We start from the raw sequence: 20,611 nt of genomic DNA, 5'->3' as shown, positions 1-20,611 counted from the left end.
GAAAATGGGATGACGGGGAACCCGTATCAGGACGATCGCGGCAACAAAGATGCCACGATAGCCAACCCCAAAGGTGGTAGCGACATGACGCCCGCCATGGGGACCGGAAAAGAAATGAACACAACGGACGCATTTTTGGTCGGCGACAGTATGACCGGTGGTTATGGCAAAGACGGGCCGGACATTTTGCATGATTGCACAATTGCCGTGAACCCGGGTGAGATTGCCGTGATTGTAGGCCCAAATGGTGCTGGCAAATCCACCGGCATGAAAGCGGTTTTTGGCATGTTGAACTTGCGCCAAGGTTCGGTGCGGCTTGATGGTGAAGATATCACAAGCCTGTCGCCACAGGACCGTGTTGCCAAGGGCATGGGGTTTGTGCCGCAAACCAACAACATTTTTACGTCGATGACGGTGGAAGAGAACCTTGAGATGGGGGCCTTCATCCGCAAAGACGACTTTCTCGACACGATGGAACAGGTCTATGGCCTCTTTCCAATCCTGAAAGACAAACGCAACCAGCCCGCGGGCGAGCTGTCCGGTGGTCAGCGTCAACAAGTGGCCGTCGGCCGCGCGTTGATGACCCAGCCAAAGGTGCTGATGCTGGATGAACCAACTGCAGGTGTATCGCCTATCGTGATGGACGAGCTGTTTGACCGGATCATCGAGGTCAGCCGCACCGGCATTCCCATCCTGATGGTCGAGCAAAACGCCCGTCAGGCGTTAGAGATTGCTGACAAAGGCTATGTGTTGGTGCAGGGGCGCAATGCCTTTACTGGCACTGGCAAAGACCTTCTCGCGGATGAAGAAGTCCGCAAATCGTTCTTGGGGGGCTGAGGCACATGGATTTATTCAACGCCCTTGTGGCGCTTTCTAACTTTGTCATTATCCCCGCGATTGCATATGGCAGTCAGCTCGCCCTTGGCGCGCTTGGGGTCACGCTGATCTACGGCATCTTGCGGTTTTCCAACTTTGCCCATGGCGACACCATGGCTTTTGGCGCAATGCTGGCCGTGTTGATCACCTGGCTGTTGCAGTCGATGGGCGTGAGCTTTGGCCCACTGCCAACGGCGCTGCTCGCCCTGCCCTTTGCAATTTTGGGCACAATGGCGTTGGTTCTGCTCACGGATCGCGTGGTGTACCGCTTTTATCGCGAGCAAAAAGCCAAACCGGTGATCCTTGTGATCGTGTCGATGGGCGTGATGTTCATCATGAACGGTTTGGTACGTTTCATCATTGGACCAAACGATCAGCGGTTCTCTGATGGCGAACGATTCATCATTTCAGTGCGTGAGTTCAAAGCATTGACCGGCTTGAAAGAGGGGCTGGCGATCAAAACCACGCAGGGCATCACTGTTGTGGTGGCCATCATCTGTGTGGCGCTGTTGTTCTGGTTCCTGAACCGCACCCGCACGGGTAAGTCGATGCGGGCTTATTCGGACAACGAAGATCTGGCGCTGCTGTCCGGTATCAACCCGGAGCGCGTGGTGATGTACACATGGCTGATTGTGGCCGCCTTGGCGACGACAGCCGGTGTGCTTTATGGTCTGGATAAATCCTTCAAACCCTTTGTCTACTTTCAGCTTCTGCTGCCCATCTTTGCCTCGGCAATTGTTGGCGGCCTTGGCAGCCCGTTGGGTGCCATTGCCGGGGGATTTGTGATTGCGTTTAGCGAAGTCACGATCACCTACGCCTGGAAGAAAGTGCTGAAGTACGCGATGCCGGAGAGCCTTGAGCCGTCCAGCCTCGTGCAGCTTCTCAGCACAGACTATAAATTTGCCGTCAGCTTTGTGATCCTGATTGTGGTCCTGCTGTTTAAGCCAACCGGCCTGTTCAAGGGGAAATCGGTATGAGCGATACTACAAGAACTGCCGCTCTTTTTGGGCTGGTCTTTGCGATGATCGCGCTGACTGGCTTCATGCAGAGCTGGAACGTCGCGCTGTTCATTCTCAACATGGGTTTGATTTCAGCCATTATGGCGCTGGGTGTGAACTTGCAGTGGGGTTTTGCCGGGCTGTTTAACGTAGGTGTCATGGGCTTTGTCGCGCTTGGCGGCTTGGCTGTGGTGTTGACCTCTGCAGCTCCAGTGGAAGGTGCGTGGAGTGCAGGCGGCTGGCGGATTGTTATTGCCCTTTTGGCAGGTGCAGGCACCATTGTGGGTACCGTGATGGTACGCCAGCGGATGGCTAAAGGCCGCGCACGAACCATCGCAACACTTTCCATTCTCGTGGTTGGGTTTTTTCTATATCGCGGCATTTTTGATCCCGCTGTTGAGGCGGTTGAGGCAATCAACCCCGCCCTGCAAGGCAACCTGGGAGGTCTAAATCTTCCGGTTCTGCTGGCGTGGCCCATGGGCGGTTTGCTGGCAGCTGGTGTGGCTTGGCTGATTGGTAAGACAGCGCTTGGATTGCGCTCGGATTACCTTGCCATCGCAACGCTGGGCATCGCCGAGATCATCATTGCGGTGATGAAAAACGAAGACTGGCTTGCCCGCGGTGTGAAAAATATGGTGGGGCTGGACCGTCCGGTGCCATATGAGATTGACCTGCAGAACACATCGAGCTTTGTGAATCGCGCAGAGGGTCTGGGACTGGATCCAGCAACAGCAAGTTCGCTGTTTGTCAAACTCAACTACTCCATGCTGTTTACGGTTGTCCTGGTGATTATCTTTGTGATGGCACAATTGGCTTTGAAAAGCCCATGGGGCCGGATGATGCGCGCGATCCGTGACAACGAAGTGGCGGCTGAAGCCATGGGCAAGGATGTGACCAACCGTCACTTGCAGATCTTTGTGCTCGGCTCCGCTGTGTGCGGCATTGCCGGTGCGATGATGACCACGTTGGACGGCCAGCTGACACCTGGCACCTACCAGCCATTGCGCTACACCTTTCTGATCTGGGTGATGGTGATTGTTGGCGGGTCCGGCAACAACCTTGGCGCGGTGCTGGGTGGTTTCCTGATCTGGTTCCTTTGGGTGCAAGTGGAACCCATGGGACTGTGGTTGATGGAAATGATCACCGTAGGCATGCCGGAAGGCAGTGGACTGAAGAAACACCTGATCGACAGTGCTGCGCATATGCGATTGTTGACCATGGGGGTGATTCTACTGCTGGTTTTGAGGTTCAGCCCGCGCGGTTTGATCCCAGAGAAGTAACAAGAAAGGCGCCCCACTGAGGGCGCCTTTTGCTTTCGGCGAGGATATTTTGGGAAAATGAAGGTTCGGATCAGCGCCCTTTGAACAGACCGCCCAGCACGCCACGTACAATGCGCCGACCGGTGGTTCCAGACAGCTCTTTCATCACCATTTTGGTCATTGCCTCGCCAAACGAGTCATCCGCGCGCACACGCAAGGTACGGGCCGAGGAGCGGCGCACGCGGGAGCCGGAGTAGCGACGCGCAGACGTGAACTCGCGCTCCATGGTTGTCATCTCTTCTTCGCGCTCTTCCAGTTTCTCAGCGTCTTGTGCTGCCACTTTGGCGCGATTGGTGAGGATTTCATATGCCGAACGCCGATCCACCGGTGTGCTGTATTTTCCTGCCAATGGCGATGTGGCCAGCACCTCTTTGCGTGCCATTGAAGACAACGGACCAAGCTGGGAGGATGGCGGGCGGATCAAAGTGCGCTCGACAATGCCGGGTACGCCTTTCTTCATCAGCATAGAGGTGACAGCCTCACCGACACCCACTTCTCGGATCGCTTCTTCGGTCACAAACCGAGGGTTTGGACGGTAGGTCTCAGCCGCTAGCCTCAGCGCCTTCTTGTCACGCGCCGTGAAGGCACGCAGGGCGTGCTGGACGCGGTTTCCAAGTTGGCCAAGGATGTCTTCGGGGATGTCATCCGGATTCTGGGTGACAAAATAGACGCCAACGCCTTTGGAGCGGATCAAACGCGCAACCTGCTCAACCTTATCCACGAGCGCTTTGGGGGCGCCATCAAACAGCAAGTGGGCTTCGTCAAAGAAGAAGACCAGCTTTGGTTTGTCGGGATCGCCTACTTCTGGCAGGCTTTCAAACAACTCGGAGAGAAGCCACAACAGGAAAGTCGCGTAAAGCCGTGGTGCTCCCATGAGTTTGTCCGCCGCCAGGATGTTGATCTGGCCACGCCCATCAGAGGCAGTACGCATCAGGTCATCCAGTTCCAGAGCTGGCTCGCCAAATAGCTTGGACGCTCCTTGGTTTTCCAGCACCAAAAGGCGACGCTGGATGGCGCCAATGGAGTTCACCGAGATGTTGCCGTAACGCAGTGCCAGTTCTGCACGGTTTTCTCCAACCCAAACCAGCAGGGCCTGGAGGTCTTTGAGATCCAGTAACGGCATGCCCTGTTCGTCTGCCAAACGGAAAGCAATGTTGAGGATACCTTCTTGGGCCTCGCTGAGTTCCATAAGACGGGCCAACAATAGAGGCCCCATTTCCGCAACGGTGGTGCGTACCGGGTGGCCTTGTTCGCCAAACAGATCCCAAAAGGTGACCGGAAAAGCCTCATAGACAAAATTGCCAAATCCGATTTTCTCCGCACGTGACGTGAAGGCTTCATGCAATTTGAAATCCGCCGATCCCGACGCAGCCAATCCGGAGAGATCACCTTTTACGTCTGACAGGAAAACCGGGACCCCAGCCGCAGAGAAGCCCTCCGCGAGAATCTGCAGCGTTACAGTCTTGCCGGTGCCCGTTGCACCAGCAATCAAACCGTGTCTGTTGGCATATTTCAGTGTCAGACCCTGTTTTTGCGCATAATCTTCACCACCGCCACCCAGAAAAATCTTACCATCCATCAGTCGCTTACCCTTCAGATCCCTTATTTATAACGCTCCAAATCGCGCGTCACACATATTGTTAACCTTTATATGGCAGTTTCGTAACTGTTCTGGAACAGCCCAAACGGGTTAGGAACAGAACTCCTCCCTGTTGAGACTGGCCGCACTTCATGTGCGGCCTTTTTTTTGAACAAAAACAGCACAAGAACTTTCCTTTTTCCGGTTGACCGAAGGTCCATTTCTTCGTAGCGTTTCGACAATAAAATAAGTCGGCCAGTCCGACGGGGAGTGAAAAATTTGGAAGAGGGCCTTTTTGAGGCCCTTTTCTTTTTTGTGCATAGCCTTCGGTACCGGCCGCTCACATTCAAACCATCCCCTACATTGGAAATAAAATCAGCAAGTTTCTGCTCGAATGCAATGGCTTTTAAGAAAGCCAATCCTGACAAGTCTGCTGGGCCATGGTAAGCGAGCATAACGACATCCAAAGGACTGAGACAGACATGCGGAACTTCACTTTCTTTGCGACAGCCATTTCTCTGACCTTGATGGCTGGACCAGCTTTGGCGCAAGGTGTCCCCTCTCTCGCGGACGGCTCGTTGGCTATGGGGGAAGCCGTGAGTGAAGCCGCGCAACCGCAATCCCCGGCACAGCTGGAAGAGAATGTGTCGTCCGAAATCATCGGTGATTGGGATCTACAATGCGCAACCACTGGACCGGAACCTCGCCCTTGTCGCCTTTATCAACTTATGCGCGACGACACCGGCAACCCTGTATCAGAAGTGACGCTGTTCTCTCTACCAGTTGCAGAGGGTGAAGCCGTTGCCGGTGCCACAGTGATTGTCCCGCTGGAAACCCTCCTGACCGCTCAGCTGACCATGTCAGTGGATGGCAAAACCACACGCCGCTACCCTTTTGCATTTTGTAACCAACTGGGCTGTATCGCTCGTATAGGATTGAGTGCCGAGGACATTGCAAACTTCAAGAACGGCAACAAAGCTGTTTTAAGCATTGTACCTGCGCTGTCACCCACCCAATCCGTGAATGTGAACATGTCCCTGGCCGGGTTCACCAAGGCCTTTGATAAAGCCGCCAATAACAGCCAGTAACACAGTCGCAACAAAACTTTGAAGGAAGCCGTCGTCTTCACAACTGGCGGCTTTTTTTGGCATGCAGAAGTTGAGCGTTATACGCGGCGCAGCGCCAACACGGCATTTAAGCCGCCAAAAGCAAAGGCGTTGGACAACACAACGTCCACTGACGCCTCGCGGGCCTCGTTGGGCACAACATCCAATGCACATTCAGGATCTGGCTCTTCATAGCCAATGGTTGGCGCAATCACCCCGTCGCGTAACGCCATGATGCAGGCCAACAATTCCACCGCTCCGGTTCCGCCAATCAAATGGCCATGCATCGATTTGGTCGACGACATCATTAAAGTATCTGCGTGAGGACCAAACACATCCGCAACAGCGCTGCATTCGGTTTTGTCATTGGCCGCTGTGCCTGTGCCGTGGGCGTTGATGTAGCCAACTTCTTCCCGATTGACCCCTGCATCCTGAAGGGCGCCTGCGATGGCCCGAGACGCGCCCTGACGAGACGGCATCACGATATCTGAGGCATCTGACGTCATGGCAAAGCCAATAACCTCAGCCAAAATTTCTGCCCCCCGCGCCTTGGCGTGGTCCATCTCTTCAAACACAAACACACCAGCGCCTTCGCCCTGCACCATGCCGTTGCGGGTAGCGGAAAACGGCCGACATGCGTCTTTTGACATGACACGCAAACCTTCCCAGGCCTTCACGCCGCCAAAACACAACATGGACTCGGTTCCACCCGTGATCATCACCGGCGCCATGCCAGAGCGCACCATCTGAAAGGCTTGTGCCATGGCGTGATTTGAACTTGCACAGGCAGATGCCACGGTGAAACTTGGCCCCTTAAGATTAAACTCCATACTGATGTGACTTGCGGCCGCGTTGTTCATAAGTTTGGGCACCACAAAAGGATGCACGCGGTTTTTGCCGTCTTCATAAACGGTGCGGTAGTTCTCATCCAAAGTTTGCATTCCACCGCCGGAGTTGCCCATCACAACACCGGATTTGGCAGACAAGGCACCGGAAAACTCGAGGCCAGACTGTGCCAACGCCTCACGTGCGGCAATCAGCGCAAACTGGGTGAAACGATCATAGAGCGCGAGTTGCTGCCGATTGAAAATAGTGTCTGACGCAAACTCACGGACCTGCGCCCCAATTTGTACAGCGAGCCGCTCAACATCGCGCATTTCAAGAGGGCCAATGCCACAGTGACCTTCTTTCATTGCCGCAAGTGTTTGTGGCACGTCGTGCCCCAAGGCGTTGATGGTTCCCGCGCCTGTAATGACGACCCGTTTCATAATCCCTGCCCTACTGACTTGGAGAAGTTTTGTTACGCGGCTGGAGCGCTGTCCACCAGCTTTTCAATCCCGGCGATGATGGTGGCCACCGAAGAGATGTCAAAATCGCTCTTCTCTGGCTCATTGGCATTAAAGGGAATGGTGATATCGAACTCTTCTTCAATGGCAAAGATACTCTCAACCAAGCCGAGGCTGTCAATTCCCAGGTCTTCAAGTGTGTTTTCCAAGGTCACATCAGAAGGTTCCAGCACCGCTTGTTCTGCGACGATGGCAATAACACGGTCTTTGACACTCATAGTCTCATCCTTTGATAGACGGCGCGCTCATTTTGGGAGGCGGTTTAAGTCTTTGAACCCAGTTTTGAAACAGTTTTTTGAAGATCGGAAAATTGCTTGGCCAAACGGGGAAGTCGCCGCAAGGCCTTATACATTTCCAGGTTGGTTTCCATCTTGACCGCTGGGGAGCCAAGCACAACCTGACCTGCGGGCACCTTGCTCATCATTTTGGTGGCACCGCCTGCAATGACATTGTCGCCAATGGTGGTGTTATCGGTGACGCCACATTGGCCGCCAAACACTACGTTATTGCCAATGACGGTAGAGCCCGCGATACCCACTTGGCCCGCGAAAAGGCAGTCGTTGCCGACCACAACATTGTGGGCGATGTGTACGAGATTGTCGACTTTGCAGCCATTACCGATGCGGGTGTCCCGCACAGTACCGTAGTCGATACAGCTGTTGGCACCGATTTCGACGTCGTCACCAATAGTCACTGCACCAAGGGAGTGAATGCGCGCCCAAGCCTGCTCCCGCACGTCGCCCTGATCCCCCAAAGAGGCACGGGCCTTCTCAACGCCACTGGCTTCCGGGGTCACGAATGACATACCATCCGCGCCGATACGCGCGCCCGGCTGGCACCAGAATCGATCGCCAATGGTGACGCGCGCACCAACGGAGATATGATCACGCAAGACCCCGTTTTTACCAATACTGCTGTCGGCACCGATGTGGCAAAATGGACCAATCACTGTACCAGCACCAATGCAGGCACGCGGACCAATCACCGCGTACGGTGCTATTGTGACGCCTTCCGCAACACTGGCGGTCTCATCAATCAATGCCGTTGGGTGAATGCCTTCGGGGAATTGTTGCCCGGGATCCATCATGCGCGACAGGCCTGACATAGCATAGCGGCCCCGTTTGGCGGTGATCGCGGCCTCAAGCCCCATGGCTTGCCAATCTGCCCCATCCCAAAGCAGTGCAACACGGGCCTGACCTTTTGTAAGGCCGTCTGCAAATTTGGGATTGGTCAGAAGCGCAAGGTCGTCAGGGCCGGCCGATGCCGGCTCTGAGACACGTTCTACAATCAAGTCGGTGTTGCCATGCGCCTCCGCGTCAATTGCCGCAGCAATTTCCTGAACAGTGAACGCCATGCGCGGTCCTCCGAAGTGATCTTGGAGGCGTTTTATCCCTGATGAGAGGCTAACACCACCCCTTCATTGGTCAGCGCATTCCAGATCTTGGCATCACGCCCATAGATATCCCGGCGATACTGCACTGGGCCTTTGGCCTCGGTGTACGCGGTGCGGTAGATGATGTGCACTGGGATCGGCTGATCCAGATCAACACGCGTTTCTCGACTGGTTTTCAACGTCTTGTGGAAGAACGCTTTTGGCGCGCTCTCTTGTGGCTCCAGCAAGGTGTAGGCAAAATCAAACGGCTGCTGCAGACGGATACAGCCGTGGCTGTAGGCGCGCATTTCGCGTTTGAACAGTGCTTTCTGCGGCGTGTCATGCAAGTAGATGTTGTGCTTATTCGGGAACATGAATTTGACCAATCCCAACGCATTGCGATTACCTGGGGCCTGTTTCATGTCGAATGGAAAGTTGCTCGTGGTGAATTGCGTAAAGTCGACAGAGCCACGGTTCACGGTCTGGCCACGACTGTTCACCAGACGCAGATACCCAACCGCGTTTGGATTTCGCTTCAACATAGGCAGGTATTCTTTGGTCGCAATTGAGCGTGGTACGTTCCAGGTTGGATTGATCACCATATGGGTCATGGTGTCCGAAAACTCCGGGCTGCGACGATCTGATTGATTTTTGCCAATCACGGACCGCGTGCGGAAGGTCAGCTTGCCGTCGTCAATCACCTTGGCTGTGAAATCGGTCAAGTTGACCAAAATCTCACGACCAACGATTGTCCGGGTCAGCCAGCGCTCACGTTCCATGGCCACCATGACCGACTTCAAGCGCTGTTCCGCGGAAACGTTTATTTCGGTGATGGTGCCTTTGCCTGCCACACCATCACTTTCCAACCCATGCGCAATTTGAAACGCTTGTACAGCCTTCTCCAGATCGCGGTCATATTGGGCCGTCGCCGAGCGCGGCATAAAGTCCATGCGCATCAAACGATCGCGCAGAGCAACGACAGAATCCCCGGTGTTGCCTGGTTCCAATTTGGCCACTGGTACAGTTTTGCCCCAGCCACCGCTGGCGATCAGACGCTGCAGGCGCAGCTTTTCTTTCATCAAGCGGGTGTATTCTTGTGTCTGCGGCGCAAGAGACCGCAAAAACGCTTTGGGATCGTCAGAAGTTGCGAAGCTCTGGATCAGCTCAGTTCGGTCCCGACGCGCGATCTCACGCACGATGCCGCTGTCTACGCGCGAAGGCACCAGTATGCCGGAGTTGATGTCACGGGCATATCGCAGATAGGCTTTGGTAAGCGCCACTTCGACCATACCCAGATCACGCACACTGCGGGCTCCGGCCATTTGAGCAACCAATTGATCAGTGTTGTACCGCTCTGCGGGAAGGGCGTGATCCTCTACTCGACCAAGGGCGGAAATGAGTGCCTTGCGCCGCGCAACAAAGGAATCACCCTCGCCTGTCCACACCGGTTCATAGGCTGATTCCCGGTAAAACGTGGCCACATCCGCGTCGCGCGCGGCTGCCTCTGCAACAGCTTGCTTAAAAGCTGGAAAAGCTTGCGCAACGCTCGAAAGCAAAAAAACCGCGAGAAGCGGCGCGAAAAAAACACCAAAAAACCCGCGCGTTAGCATCCTGTGAACCATGTTACATTCCCAAAGTAAAAAGCCGTCCTGTAGGGTGGCTGACTATAGTCTCACCTGTCCAATCACAAGTTCGCAAACTGAATAAACCTTTATTCAACTGTTGCCGTGTTACCCAGATGATGTCGGGGCCAGATGGAACCAAATTCTCCATCACTTAAGCAAAGTTTCGCCGAAATATGGCGCTTAGCTTGGTCAAGACAGAAAAGAACTCTTGGTTGAATATTCCCTATGTGGCATAAAATCCGCACATCTGAGGGGATGAAGATGAACATACGCCCGCGTAACATCGCGGTGGCAGGTTAGCGACGGGACAGGCGCTGAAACATGAATGAACCAAATGACTGCTCTTTGAGCATGACGCGGCGCGGCCTATTGGGCGCGTTTGCAGCAACCGCACTTGTGGCGGCCCCAACCTACTCCAAGGCCGCAGGCTTCCTGCGCGGTGGAGGCGACATTCGACGTTTGAAGATGTACTCCGGTCGGACCGGAGAGCGCATCGACACCATCTATTGGGTCGAAGGCAAGTACATCAAAGACGCGGTGAAAGAAATCAACGCATTTATGCGGGATTGGCGCACCAACGAGGTGATCAACGTCGACACACGTACAGTCGACATCATGGCAGCGGCACACAACCTTATGGATGTGAATGAGCCCTACATGTTACTTTCTGGTTACCGCAGCCCAAAAACCAATGCGATGCTGCGCTCCCGCTCTCGCGGTGTGGCCAAGAACTCGCTGCATATGAAGGGTCAGGCTGCTGATCTGCGACTGGGTTCGCGCTCGGTACACCAGATGGCCAAGGCCGCCGCGGCATGTCGTGCCGGTGGCGTGGGCCGCTACTCCGGGTCCAACTTTGTGCATATGGATTGTGGTCCTGTGCGTCAGTGGGGCCGCTAAACATCCCTCGTGTTGGTGGGTGTCCCACCATCAACTCACGGAATTTCAATTAAAAGGCGCCGGTTTCGGCGCCTTTTGTCTTGCGGCGAAGTCAAACCACTTAAGCTTTCTGAGCTGGTTTGGCTGTTAGGCCTTCCCCTACAATCAGATCAAATTTGACCCGTACCGAACTGAGTTCTTTATAGAAATTCAGAAGCAACCGCCAAGGCCCGTTGATTTTCTCAAGCGCGGAAATGGACGCGACCACTGTCCCGATATCCGAGCGTCCTTCCATCATCAAAAAGCCACCGATCATCAGAATTCCTACGAGACCAATGCCGCTGAGAATGTTCATCAAAAACTTCATCGAGAGCTTCAGACGGAAAATGCCTCGCCGGGTTTCGTAGATGTGATCAAAATCGTCGAGCACCTGCTGTTGGGCCTCTTTCATGTCAGCCAAGTTTTCTTCTGACAACGTGCCGGTAGCGTTTCGCAGCACAATCGTGCGTTCTTTTACGCGTTTATTCACCCGCTCTTGTAACAGCAGAACAATCAAGGCCTGCGGCACAACCACCGCTACGAGAAATCCACCAAGATAGGGTTGGGTGGCCGCAACGAAGGACACCACGGACACCAATGTGCCAAACTGCACCACCGGATTGGCCAAAGCCTGGCCAACAAAACGCCCTACTTCCTCTGATTCAGCGGAAATAATGGTCGCAATGGTACCGGTGGACTGTTTTTGGATCGCCAAATCCTGGGTGGCGTCATGGCGCGCCGTATAAACAGCCGCACGAATACGCCGAATCGTGGCCTCCCCCAGCAGGCTACTGCGATAGTTCAGTATGAATTTGAAGATGTTGGTGACCACAATCACCGCTAAGTATCCACCGCACATCCAGACCAACGTCCTGACCTCAAGGCTCGGCCCAAGGCTGTTGATGATGTCTTTCTGAAACTGCAATGGCACAGCCGCAAGCGCCGCGACAATCAAGGAAAGCACTACCAAGAGGATTTGCGACCGACCAGTGGCGTGTAAAATTCGGGCGTAAAAGCGGATCATTTTCTCATCCCTTGGGGGACCTGCGGACAGGCAAAATCAAAGCAAACTCAATCACCTGACCGCAAAAATGTCTAGCCTTCGTAGCGCCAGCCTCCACGCCGCTCCGCCAACTCACGTTCCCCAGGCAAGAGTGTACCAAGTTTGACTTGCCCCGCCATGGTTGCAGTCGCCGCCTGAACCGGTTCAGACGCGACTGAGGTTGGGGGTTCTGCAGCCTGCTCAGGCGCCGGGCTGGTTTCTTGCGGCGCGTGTGCGGCTTGCACTGGGGACGTTGGTGCCGAGGTTGTCGTTTCCTCTGGCTTTGTCCCCATTTGACTAACTGCAAAAAACGCCACCGCTGCGAGCGCGGCTGACAAAAGCACGTTCCAGCCCAGTCCTAAGATCGTGATGAGCAAAACCGCAAAGGCGGCCAACAAGGCAACTGTCGAACTTTTCTTCTTTGAATTTTGTGCCATGTGCGTTCCTCCCCGAACTGGCAAAACTATAGATCTTCCCTGCCCCACCACCTAGGAAAACATAGACTTTGCCAATTGGCCTTTGGTCGCAAGTTCCGCTTTGGCAACGATCTCCGTCCGCAAATTGCCCGCATTTTACGCATCGCCGAGTCAATTTTCAGAGTCTCTCAACTTCTTCTCGCTAGTCGATATAGACCAACCAGTGGGAGCTGAAAATTGGATCAACTAGTAAAAGCCGCCTCCGCAGAAGACCTCTTTGCGTTGATTGATGCGGCGCCAAACGACGTTCAGGCCGGCCCAATTGCAGGGCTGATGAAGAACGGCGACATCTCGGACCTGATGTTATCTGTGGCTGCCGGCGATTTAGACGCCGTGCGCGAAAACGCCAAAGTTGGCAGCGGCGTTAATTTTCAGGGCGCCTTTGGCACCAGCCCTTTGCTGTTTGCTGCTACACTCAAGGAGCCAACGATTTTCCGGTTCCTCATCGAGAATGGCGCCCGCCTCGACTTGAACCTCAACGGCGATGCATCCGCCGTGACCTGGGCCGCACGCTATGCGTCGGTTGAAACCATGGCCTGTGTCATCTCAGCAGCCTTACAAAGGGAAGACCGCTCCCACGCGATATTCTTCCAAGCGTTGGACGGCGCAGTCCAGGCGCATGATCCGGAAGCCAAACTCGACCGCCTGGTTGGGTTCGGCTTCAATTACATCCTGCAGAACCCACAAAAATGGGGCCCAATGCATGTGGCGGCACGTTTGGGCACCGTAGATGTCATCAAAAAAATGATGCGTTTTGGCTTGGATGTCTCTGAAGCCGGGGACAGTGGTCGCACGCCGCTTCATGTTGCGGTGGAGGCTTCCAACTACGAGACTTTGAAAGCATTGATTGCGCTGGGTGCCAACCTTAACGCGCCCGACAATCGCGGCGAAACCCCCGTTTTTTATGCGTCCAGTGGCGATGGCGGGCGCATGTTTGACACATTGGTTGAACTTGGAGCGGATGCCACGGCGCGACGCAAAGACGGTGGGACCATTCTGCACAAGGCCGCAAGCTCAGGCGATGTGCGCCTGTTCGAACGCTTGATCTCCAAAGGTATAAGCCTTGAAGATCAGGACTCCAAAGGCAATACGGCGTTGCACGCGGCCTCCGCAGCAAGTCAGTTGGTGGCAATGCGTAAGTTACACACCCTTGGGGCCGATTTAGAAGCGCTGAACGGACGTGGTGAGACGCCAATTTTCCTAACCATCAACGCGGACAATCCAGCCTCTTTCAGAGCACTGGAAACTCTCGGAGCGGATCTGACTAAGCATCGTAAATACGGTGCGAGCCTCTTGCACGACGCCGCGCGTTGGGGCCGAATGGAAGTTCTCGAAACGTTGCTGAAACGCGACGTGAATGTGGACAGCAAGAACGAGTTTGACGAAACTCCTCTGCACTTTGCAGCCAAGTTTGGACACGTGGAAGTGATCAAGAAGCTGCATGAATTTGGCGCCGATTTGGAAGCTGAAAACAAGCAAGGTGAAACACCGATCAACAGCTCCATGGAGGCATTGGGGCGTGTGTCCTTCGCGACCTTGTCCCAGCTGGGTGCAAACACAAAAACACTAAACAGATTTGGCGAAGGTCTGATCCACTCCTCTGCCCGCTGTTCGGACTTCGGTATTTTTGAGAAAGTCATTGAGGAAGGTGTTGATGTCAACGCCACGTCTGAGATTGGCGAAGGCGCTTTTCACTACGCGGCGCGGTCCCCCTTGGCGCACAAAAAGTTTGAAGTCCTGACCCTGCTGGGCGCAGAGATCGAAGCCGAAGACGACCGAGGCCGCACCGCGATGCATTCTGCTGCGGAGGCCAAAAACATGCCGGGGATTACTGCGCTGTATGATATGGGCCTCAGTCCTGTTGCGCAGGACAAGCAAGGCGTGACCCCACTGCATCTGGCCGCTGGTTCCAGTCGCTCTGAAGGGACCAAAGCGATCAAGTCCTTGATCGGCATGGGCGCTGATCCAAACGCGATGGACAGCAACGGACGCACGCCTCTACATGCGGCCGCCGAATCTGGTCATGCCAGCAACATTCGCGCGTTGATCAAGCTTGGCGCAAAAATCGACGTGGTTGACCCCAACAAAAACACGCCGCTGCACCTTGCCATCATCGCAGAAAAAAAAGACACCGCTGATGAGCTTTGCAAACAGGGCGCCAATATGGACGCCCGCAACACAGATGAGCGCAACCCGCTGCACCTGGCCGGTCAGGCGCAAAGCCGCCGAATGGCATTGATCCAACTCCTGATCAAGCGGGGAACGGACATCAACTGGCGCACAGGAAAAGGCGAAACCGTGGCCCACATGATTGCCGAAGACAACGATCTGAAGCCGATTGTGCTCATCCGCCATATGGAAGAGCTGGCTGATTTGGGCGTTGATTTTTACTTCCGTAACCGCAAGGGCCTTGGCGCATTGCAGATTGCACAAGAACACATCGAAAGCTTTGGAGAAGAGTGGGAGCTCAAAAAGATCGCCGAGATCCGCAAAAAGCGCGGGCGTGCCAGTAAAAAATAGCGGATCTGAGTGTAGAAAAGGCGGCCCATGAGGCCGCCTTTTTTCGTTTCGTCTTATCCGGGAAGCAAAAACAGCGTGATGGCCGGGAAGGCCACCAGCAGAACGACCCTAACTATGTCAGAAGCCACGAACCATATCACCGCCCTATAAGTCTCTACCATCGGCGTAGAACGATCCATCGCGTTGATAATGAACAGGTTCATGCCCACCGGCGGCGTGATCAAGCCAACCTCCACAACAATCAACACCAGTATGCCGAACCAGATCGCCACATGCTCGGCGCTCATGCCAAAATCCAACCCAAGGATCACCGGGAAGAAAATTGGGACGGTCAACAGGATCATGCTCAAGCTGTCCATCAAACAACCGAAGACCAAGTAGAAGGCAAGGATCAGACAAAGTACCATCCATGGACCGTAACCAAGACTGATGACCCAATTGGACAGCTCCTGCGGAACCTGGCTTAACGCCAGAAAGCCGTTGTAGATGCCAGCCCCCAGAACGATGAAAAAGATCATTGCGGTGCTGGTGGCGGTCGAGATGATGCAATCTTTAAGAATGGACCACGTGAGATTGCCTTTGACCAAAGCAATCAGGCCGGTGCCCGCGGCGCCAACAGCTGCGCCTTCGGTGGGCGTGAACCAACCAAAATAGATACCGCCAACAACAGCGCCAAACACCAAAAGCACCGGCCAGACGTCCAACAGCGCGCGGTAGCGCTCAGACAGGGGAACAGGTGGACGTGTTCCAGCGGAGTCCGGGTAAAGGCGCACATATATCGAGATCGTCAGCATATAGCCAAGTGCCGCAAGGATACCGGGAATGAAGGCCGCCAGAAACAACTTTGCAATGTTTTGCTCCGTCAGGATGGCGTAGATCACAAGGATCACAGATGGCGGGATGAGGATTCCCAAGGTGCCGCCCGCTGCCAGCGTGGCCGTTGAGAACCCGCCCGAATAGCCGTAGCGACGCATTTCCGGCAAGGCCACGCGGCTCATGGTGGCGGCCGTGGCCAGAGACGATCCACAAATCGCACCAAAGCCCGCGCAGGCCCCCACAGACGCCATGGCTACACCACCTTTTTTGTGGCCAAGCCAGCTCTCTGCAGCCTTAAACAGCGCCTTGGACATGCCGGATTGGGTGGCAAACTGTCCCATCAATAGGAACATCGGAATGATGGTCAAAGAATAGCTGGAGAAAGTTGTGTAGGTTTCTGATTTCAGCTTCGCCAAAAACATATTTGGGTTACCGGTCACCAAATAAAGGCCACCCAAGCCACAAAGCATCATTGCGAGCCCAATTGGCGCCCGCAAAAAGATCATCACCAGCAGCACTGGGAAGGACAGGTAGCCAAGTTCCAGATTGGTCATTGCGCGGTCTCCCCGATTGCGGTCATGGACCCTCGGCCAGTGAGGGCCGACCAAACACGCATGACAGCGCAATACACAGACACCAAAGAGGCCACGGAGGCCGCTGCAAAGCTGGCCGCATAAGCCCACCACACTGGAAACTGCAGCAGGAAAGTGGTTTCTCCATAGGCATGTTTGCTTTGCAAACCAGCAAAGAGACGCCAAGTTATCAGCAGTATCACAGCCGCGAGTACGCACTCCCAAAACGCAATCAGGAAACGATTGATGCGGGTTGGCAAAAGGTTGGTGAACACGTCTACGGTGGCGTGCGCTCCATGTAGTTGACAGATCGGTAAGAAGGCAAAAATTGCAAAGGCAACTCCTGCCTCAAGCAGCTCAAAGTCACCATTGACCGACCCCACTCCGGACGCCTGCAACCATGTGGCCAAACCTTGTGCGGCACTCTCCAAAAACGGTGCGTGTGCAACCGAGCTGATTGTTCGTCCTAAAATGCTGATACATGTAAGAATAATGAGCGCGGTTAGCACCAAACCGCCCAAAATCGCCGTGCTCTGCGCAATGGCTCTGATTGCCCTGTGCATGTTGCCTCTCCCCCTGCTCTTTGAGACGCCAATTTGGAGCGCCTTCCTCGGTTGATCCATAGTGCTAGGGGGCATGCGTGGCGTTTGCCAGCAAATTTGCGGGTCTGATGCAAAAAATGTGACACGGAAGCCGGAATTCGGCCACGCTCGTAACGCATATTCAGTTCAATACTTTACGGGTATGTGGTGCCCAAGGAGGGATCCTTTTGCAAATTGCAACAATCCAATTCCCCCCTTCAATAGTTGCGGTTTGCAACATCAAGCGTCAGCATTTTTGCAACTTGGTGCAAACCACAGGTGGGGTAACCCCCCGGTTTTATTGGGGTCCAGCTATAGAATTCACGTAGCAGTCTTCAGCTTCATGGCGGGTGTGATGCCGCCAATGCCCATGTTGGAGCGCCCGTTGTTGTAGGTCCGGAGCCAATTGGTGGCTTGGTCTTGTGCCGCCTCGATGGTTTCAAAGATGTATTGGTCCAGAAATGCGCCGCGAACCGTGCGGTTGTAGCGCTCGATAAGGCGTTTTGCTGCGGTTTGCCGGACTGGATGCATTCGAGCCGAACGTTGCGTTTCTTAGCCCACTCCATCATCTATCCACTGATATATTCAGGGCCATTGCCAACTCGAATTGCCTGCGGCATGCCGCGCCATACGATGATCTGGTTCAAGCTATGCGCGACCCGTTCGCAATCTCTTCATTCTCGTCGTTCATCACTGGGCTGCATCTGAAGCAGGTCTCGCTGATCCATCGGCTGGCAGGTGATGTTTACATCGCTGAGAAGCTAAAACGCTCGGCAGGCCAGCGCAGTGCTGACCCCATGTCGTGCAACCGCGTTTATTGCCATCTCCCGTCGCAAAGACGCCCTTAACGCGCACATCTATTGTCCTCGGACAAATAGCAGAAAGCGGACTGCTTCCAGGTGCCTCCTTCAGCAGATCGTTCTGCATGTTCATCTCAGCATGCATGCGATACAGGAGGCGGTTCTCGTCCTCCCTATCTTTCATCTCAGACATCAAAGACGCGCCATGCCGCCAAACTAGGCACGCCATTTATAGAAACTAGCGCTGCTTATTCCGTGCTCTCAGCTGAGCTCCGAGACCGGCACACCACCCTCGCCCCGATTAAGGATTGCCATGATCTTCGCTTCGCAAAATCGCCCCTGCTTCATCTTAATCTCCTCAGAGATCTTGTCGAGAAAATTGGAATTTTGAACACCACAACTTTGGGGGGATAACCCCGAGGCTTAGATTACATCCACGCAAACATGTGCGCGCCAAGGCGCCCTCGGGCTCTACTTTGGTTGGCAATCACACGGCAAAGAAAATGCCTAATCGTCCAAATTTTGCTCCATTTGGGCGATGACAAAGTATATGGATTACCATCCGAAGCGTCTCTCAGTTTTGATGGCCGGTGGAAATTTTTCTAAGTGCTAATTCGACCCGGTTTTGTCGACTTTGGCCGCCGCTTGCTTTCGCACGCTTGAGCAAGTTCATTCCGTAGAGCTTGTCCGTTCGACACTGCCTGTATAGCCGGTGGAGCGCGGGAACGCTTGCCTCGTCTTCTACAATACTGCGAACAACCTTGCTTAGAACCCCCCCATTTCGGAGCACAAGCGCTGTTTTGTGATCCGCATTTCGCAGAGGAACACGGATCACATTCGGGCTTTTGAAACGTTCCACATGTCGCACGTCAAGCGGCATATGTGGATCGTAGAAGATCCAAGCTTTTTCGGCGGTAATCACTTCTTTGCTCGCATCCACGAAAGCGCCAGCCCAATTGGCTCGACGCCCTGCTGGATAACGCGGCTCCCAAGGAACCAAACCTTTGGACAGAGTTGATTGCGGTGAAAATGCTGCAACCCGGCAACCAGGAACAAGAGAAGCAAAGGCGCAGGCGGCATAAGCGCCCATTGATGTTCCAAAAAGTGTAACACTCTGGAAACGAGTGAAAAAACCTGAATCCCGTAAAGAGATTAGGTATTCATGCAACGTTTCGTCGCGGTACCACCCTGGTACAAAAGTCATCACTCCAAGATGTGACCAACCGGCTTTTTGCACAAAGCCGTAACCCCAAGGTTGCCGTTCAACAGGGTTTTCCGAAACAGAGGACAAGTTATCAAATGAAATCAAAAGATGCTCTTGGCTACGGGCTACGTAGCTACAAGCATAGTTCGGCATCGAGTGATAAAACCCATGTGCATTTCCCGACAGCCTGAGATCGCTCAGCCAATTCGGAGCATGGTTTTTGTCAGGCATGTCTGCTGTGTTTTCAAGCCCTTTTGGTACGTCATTTTCGTCTGCGAACATATCTTCTTCGCTCAACTCCAGCTTTGACGCACCGTGTTTGGCCGCCCAAATCGAGGCGGTTTCTGACATTGGTGGGAGCGTTGTCTCAACACCCATCGGAACGTCCCACTTATACATGCTCGCAGCTGGAAGTTTTCCGGACAAAAACATATTGATTGCGGCAATGGCCTGAGGGTCCTGCTTGACCAGAAGCCTCTCCAGTCTTCCTCCAAATTCTTCAACGACCGCGTTATGCACATCCCTAATGGATGGCGCGGCCTCAAAAAGGGCGTCCCTGGCCTCTTCAAGTCGACTGATGTCTCTATCCAACCCTGAAACCTTAGTTTGAAGGAAGTTGAACCGCGAGTAATTTTCAATCGAGGCTTTTAACATTTCTGGCGTGATAAAACGAAGCGTGTTTGATGAGTCCGTTTTCCGAAGCAGCCATGTCTCAGGGTCTTGCGAGGCAAAAGAAACAACACGCGCATGCCCAAACCCAGGGTCCGCCTTCGGCGCTCTCCAGCCCTTTTCGCGATAACGCTCAAACACCTCATGCCCGGCACCATCCAACCACTCAAGCGCTTCTTTGCCTTTCTTGTATTTGGGTTTTAATTTCGGACGGTTGGGCTGCACAGACGCAGCTATAGATGGTCGAAACAGGGTGCGAAGTGATGTTGCAAACACTGGACCACCTTCACCCGTGCCTGTTCCGGCATCGAAACGGCGCATGAGCATTTCCGGCTGGTACGTTAACTGCCTGCTTCCTCCAACCATTTGTGTAGTCAAGCTCAATAAATCGAGAGACGGCGGCAAGACGTCTGCCAAATCCAACAGTCGACCTTCGCCGACTGAAACAACGACAAAATCCTCTGGAGCCAGCCACAAAGCCAGTTCATTTCGATCAGCTTTGGCACGGTCTAGCATGTGTTCCATACTCGCTTGTTCACGCGCCTTCTGAACACTTAGGCCCTCTAGTTTGGTTGGTATGTAACGGATCAACTTTGCGTCGTGGAGTGCACAACACAGTGCTTCAGCCTCAGAATTGGCGCCATCACCGTAAATTGTGATTTGTCCGAACCCTAGAATGCGATGATGCAGCACCCATTCCAGTAGCGTCGGGGCGCTGTCACACATCGCCATAAACAGGCTAACGCCTGGCAATGCTGGCCATTTTTTTTCAAAATCGTCCAAGATGTGAGACAT

General features: G+C 54.1%; 16 protein-coding genes and 1 pseudogene. 6 read left to right on the top strand and 11 right to left on the bottom strand.

Annotated elements, in window-relative coordinates; all coding sequences use genetic code 11:
* Positions 1–9: 9 nt before the first annotated feature.
* From QOL67_RS17855 to QOL67_RS17845, 3 genes are read left to right on the top strand one after another with little or no spacing between them, the layout of a single operon-like run.
* Positions 10–837: an ABC transporter ATP-binding protein gene (locus QOL67_RS17855; protein WP_283427347.1), complete on the top strand. Its 828-nt coding sequence runs from the start codon at positions 10–12 to the stop codon at positions 835–837.
* 5 nt (positions 838–842) lie between these two features.
* Complete coding sequence (locus QOL67_RS17850; protein ID WP_283427346.1) at positions 843–1,853, top strand: branched-chain amino acid ABC transporter permease; 1,011 nt, start codon at positions 843–845, stop codon at positions 1,851–1,853.
* Positions 1,850–3,154, top strand: a complete 1,305-nt coding sequence (locus tag QOL67_RS17845) for a branched-chain amino acid ABC transporter permease (RefSeq protein ID WP_283427345.1) — start codon at positions 1,850–1,852, stop codon at positions 3,152–3,154. Before QOL67_RS17850 ends, QOL67_RS17845 begins: the two co-directional genes overlap by 4 nt.
* Positions 3,155–3,224: 70 nt before the next feature.
* Here the strand turns inward: QOL67_RS17845 and QOL67_RS17840 are convergent, their stop codons facing one another.
* Entirely contained in the window at positions 3,225–4,772 is a 1,548-nt protein-coding gene (locus QOL67_RS17840) for a helicase HerA-like domain-containing protein (protein WP_283427344.1), read from the bottom strand.
* A 482-nt stretch (positions 4,773–5,254) separates the two neighbouring features.
* On the opposite strand from QOL67_RS17840, the gene QOL67_RS17835 reads away from it, so the two are divergent.
* Positions 5,255–5,860 carry an invasion associated locus B family protein gene (locus QOL67_RS17835; protein WP_283427343.1) on the top strand — a complete coding sequence of 202 codons (606 nt, stop codon included), beginning with the start codon at positions 5,255–5,257 and terminating at the stop codon, positions 5,858–5,860.
* A 77-nt stretch (positions 5,861–5,937) separates the two neighbouring features.
* Here QOL67_RS17835 and QOL67_RS17830 read toward each other — a convergent pair whose 3' ends face one another.
* Genes QOL67_RS17830 through QOL67_RS17815 form a run of 4 tightly spaced genes read right to left on the bottom strand, consistent with a single transcriptional unit; the run spans position 5,938 to position 10,218 of the window.
* A complete protein-coding gene (locus QOL67_RS17830; RefSeq protein ID WP_283427342.1) occupies positions 5,938–7,146 on the bottom strand; it encodes a beta-ketoacyl-[acyl-carrier-protein] synthase family protein in 1,209 nt (402 codons plus the stop codon).
* A gap of 32 nt (positions 7,147–7,178) precedes the next feature.
* A complete protein-coding gene (locus QOL67_RS17825; protein WP_283427341.1) occupies positions 7,179–7,442 on the bottom strand; it encodes an acyl carrier protein in 264 nt (87 codons plus the stop codon).
* Between the two features lie 44 nt (positions 7,443–7,486).
* The gene (gene lpxD / locus QOL67_RS17820) at positions 7,487–8,578 is read right to left on the bottom strand and encodes a UDP-3-O-(3-hydroxymyristoyl)glucosamine N-acyltransferase (RefSeq protein WP_283427340.1); all 1,092 of its coding nucleotides are present in this window, start codon (positions 8,576–8,578) and stop codon (positions 7,487–7,489) included.
* Positions 8,579–8,610: 32 nt separating this feature from the next.
* On the bottom strand, positions 8,611–10,218 hold the full coding sequence (locus QOL67_RS17815) for a L,D-transpeptidase family protein (RefSeq protein WP_430458967.1): 1,608 nt from the start codon (positions 10,216–10,218) through the stop codon (positions 8,611–8,613).
* Positions 10,219–10,572: 354 nt separating this feature from the next.
* Here QOL67_RS17815 and mepK point away from each other — a divergent pair, with 354 nt between their 5' ends.
* Complete coding sequence (gene mepK, locus QOL67_RS17810) at positions 10,573–11,118, top strand: peptidoglycan L,D-endopeptidase MepK (protein ID WP_430458972.1); 546 nt, start codon at positions 10,573–10,575, stop codon at positions 11,116–11,118.
* Positions 11,119–11,218: 100 nt separating this feature from the next.
* Here mepK and QOL67_RS17805 read toward each other — a convergent pair whose 3' ends face one another.
* Both QOL67_RS17805 and QOL67_RS17800 read right to left on the bottom strand, forming a co-directional pair.
* Complete coding sequence (locus QOL67_RS17805; RefSeq protein WP_283427337.1) at positions 11,219–12,160, bottom strand: ABC transporter transmembrane domain-containing protein; 942 nt, start codon at positions 12,158–12,160, stop codon at positions 11,219–11,221.
* A 71-nt stretch (positions 12,161–12,231) separates the two neighbouring features.
* Positions 12,232–12,615, bottom strand: a complete 384-nt coding sequence (locus tag QOL67_RS17800) for a hypothetical protein (RefSeq protein ID WP_283427336.1) — start codon at positions 12,613–12,615, stop codon at positions 12,232–12,234.
* A 216-nt stretch (positions 12,616–12,831) separates the two neighbouring features.
* Between QOL67_RS17800 and QOL67_RS17795 the strand changes: the two genes are divergently transcribed.
* On the top strand, positions 12,832–15,174 hold the full coding sequence (locus tag QOL67_RS17795) for an ankyrin repeat domain-containing protein (RefSeq protein ID WP_283427335.1): 2,343 nt from the start codon (positions 12,832–12,834) through the stop codon (positions 15,172–15,174).
* A 53-nt stretch (positions 15,175–15,227) separates the two neighbouring features.
* On the opposite strand, the gene QOL67_RS17790 is transcribed toward QOL67_RS17795, so the two are convergent.
* The 4 genes and pseudogenes from QOL67_RS17790 to QOL67_RS17775 form a co-directional block, all read right to left on the bottom strand.
* Positions 15,228–16,544, bottom strand: a complete 1,317-nt coding sequence (locus tag QOL67_RS17790; RefSeq protein ID WP_283427334.1) for a TRAP transporter large permease — start codon at positions 16,542–16,544, stop codon at positions 15,228–15,230.
* Positions 16,541–17,125 (bottom strand): TRAP transporter small permease, encoded by a 585-nt coding sequence (locus QOL67_RS17785; RefSeq protein ID WP_283427333.1) that lies wholly within the window; start codon positions 17,123–17,125, stop codon positions 16,541–16,543. The genes QOL67_RS17790 and QOL67_RS17785 overlap by 4 nt, the downstream gene beginning before the upstream one ends.
* A 339-nt stretch (positions 17,126–17,464) precedes the next feature.
* Positions 17,465–17,805, bottom strand: a pseudogene (locus QOL67_RS22095) (integrase core domain-containing protein); the annotation flags it as partial.
* Positions 17,806–18,517: 712 nt separating this feature from the next.
* Positions 18,518–20,611, bottom strand: coding sequence for a glycosyltransferase family protein (locus QOL67_RS17775; RefSeq protein ID WP_283427332.1), 2,094 nt, complete (start codon positions 20,609–20,611; stop codon positions 18,518–18,520).

This window comes from Shimia sagamensis, assembly GCF_900182745.1.
Lineage (GTDB): Bacteria > Pseudomonadota > Alphaproteobacteria > Rhodobacterales > Rhodobacteraceae > Shimia > Shimia sagamensis.
This window is presented reverse-complemented; position numbering and strand designations above follow the sequence as displayed.

Bases quoted from the DNA above. Each gene is read 5' to 3' on its own strand.
- QOL67_RS17830 (WP_283427342.1), bottom strand. From the start codon at position 7,146: ATGAAACGGGTCGTCATTACAGGCGCGGGAACCATCAACGCCTTGGGG.
- QOL67_RS17840 (WP_283427344.1), bottom strand. From the start codon at position 4,772: ATGGATGGTAAGATTTTTCTGGGTGGCGGTGGTGAAGATTATGCGCAA.
- QOL67_RS17805 (WP_283427337.1), bottom strand. From the start codon at position 12,160: ATGATCCGCTTTTACGCCCGAATTTTACACGCCACTGGTCGGTCGCAA.
- QOL67_RS17835 (WP_283427343.1), top strand. From the start codon at position 5,255: ATGCGGAACTTCACTTTCTTTGCGACAGCCATTTCTCTGACCTTGATG.
- QOL67_RS17815 (WP_430458967.1), bottom strand. From the start codon at position 10,218: ATGGTTCACAGGATGCTAACGCGCGGGTTTTTTGGTGTTTTTTTCGCG.
- QOL67_RS17785 (WP_283427333.1), bottom strand. From the start codon at position 17,125: ATGCACAGGGCAATCAGAGCCATTGCGCAGAGCACGGCGATTTTGGGC.
- QOL67_RS17855 (WP_283427347.1), top strand. From the start codon at position 10: ATGACGGGGAACCCGTATCAGGACGATCGCGGCAACAAAGATGCCACG.
- QOL67_RS17800 (WP_283427336.1), bottom strand. From the start codon at position 12,615: ATGGCACAAAATTCAAAGAAGAAAAGTTCGACAGTTGCCTTGTTGGCC.
- QOL67_RS17790 (WP_283427334.1), bottom strand. From the start codon at position 16,544: ATGACCAATCTGGAACTTGGCTACCTGTCCTTCCCAGTGCTGCTGGTG.
- QOL67_RS17825 (WP_283427341.1), bottom strand. From the start codon at position 7,442: ATGAGTGTCAAAGACCGTGTTATTGCCATCGTCGCAGAACAAGCGGTG.
- QOL67_RS17845 (WP_283427345.1), top strand. From the start codon at position 1,850: ATGAGCGATACTACAAGAACTGCCGCTCTTTTTGGGCTGGTCTTTGCG.
- QOL67_RS17775 (WP_283427332.1), bottom strand. From the start codon at position 20,611: ATGTCTCACATCTTGGACGATTTTGAAAAAAAATGGCCAGCATTGCCA.
- QOL67_RS17850 (WP_283427346.1), top strand. From the start codon at position 843: ATGGATTTATTCAACGCCCTTGTGGCGCTTTCTAACTTTGTCATTATC.
- lpxD (WP_283427340.1), bottom strand. From the start codon at position 8,578: ATGGCGTTCACTGTTCAGGAAATTGCTGCGGCAATTGACGCGGAGGCG.
- mepK (WP_430458972.1), top strand. From the start codon at position 10,573: ATGACGCGGCGCGGCCTATTGGGCGCGTTTGCAGCAACCGCACTTGTG.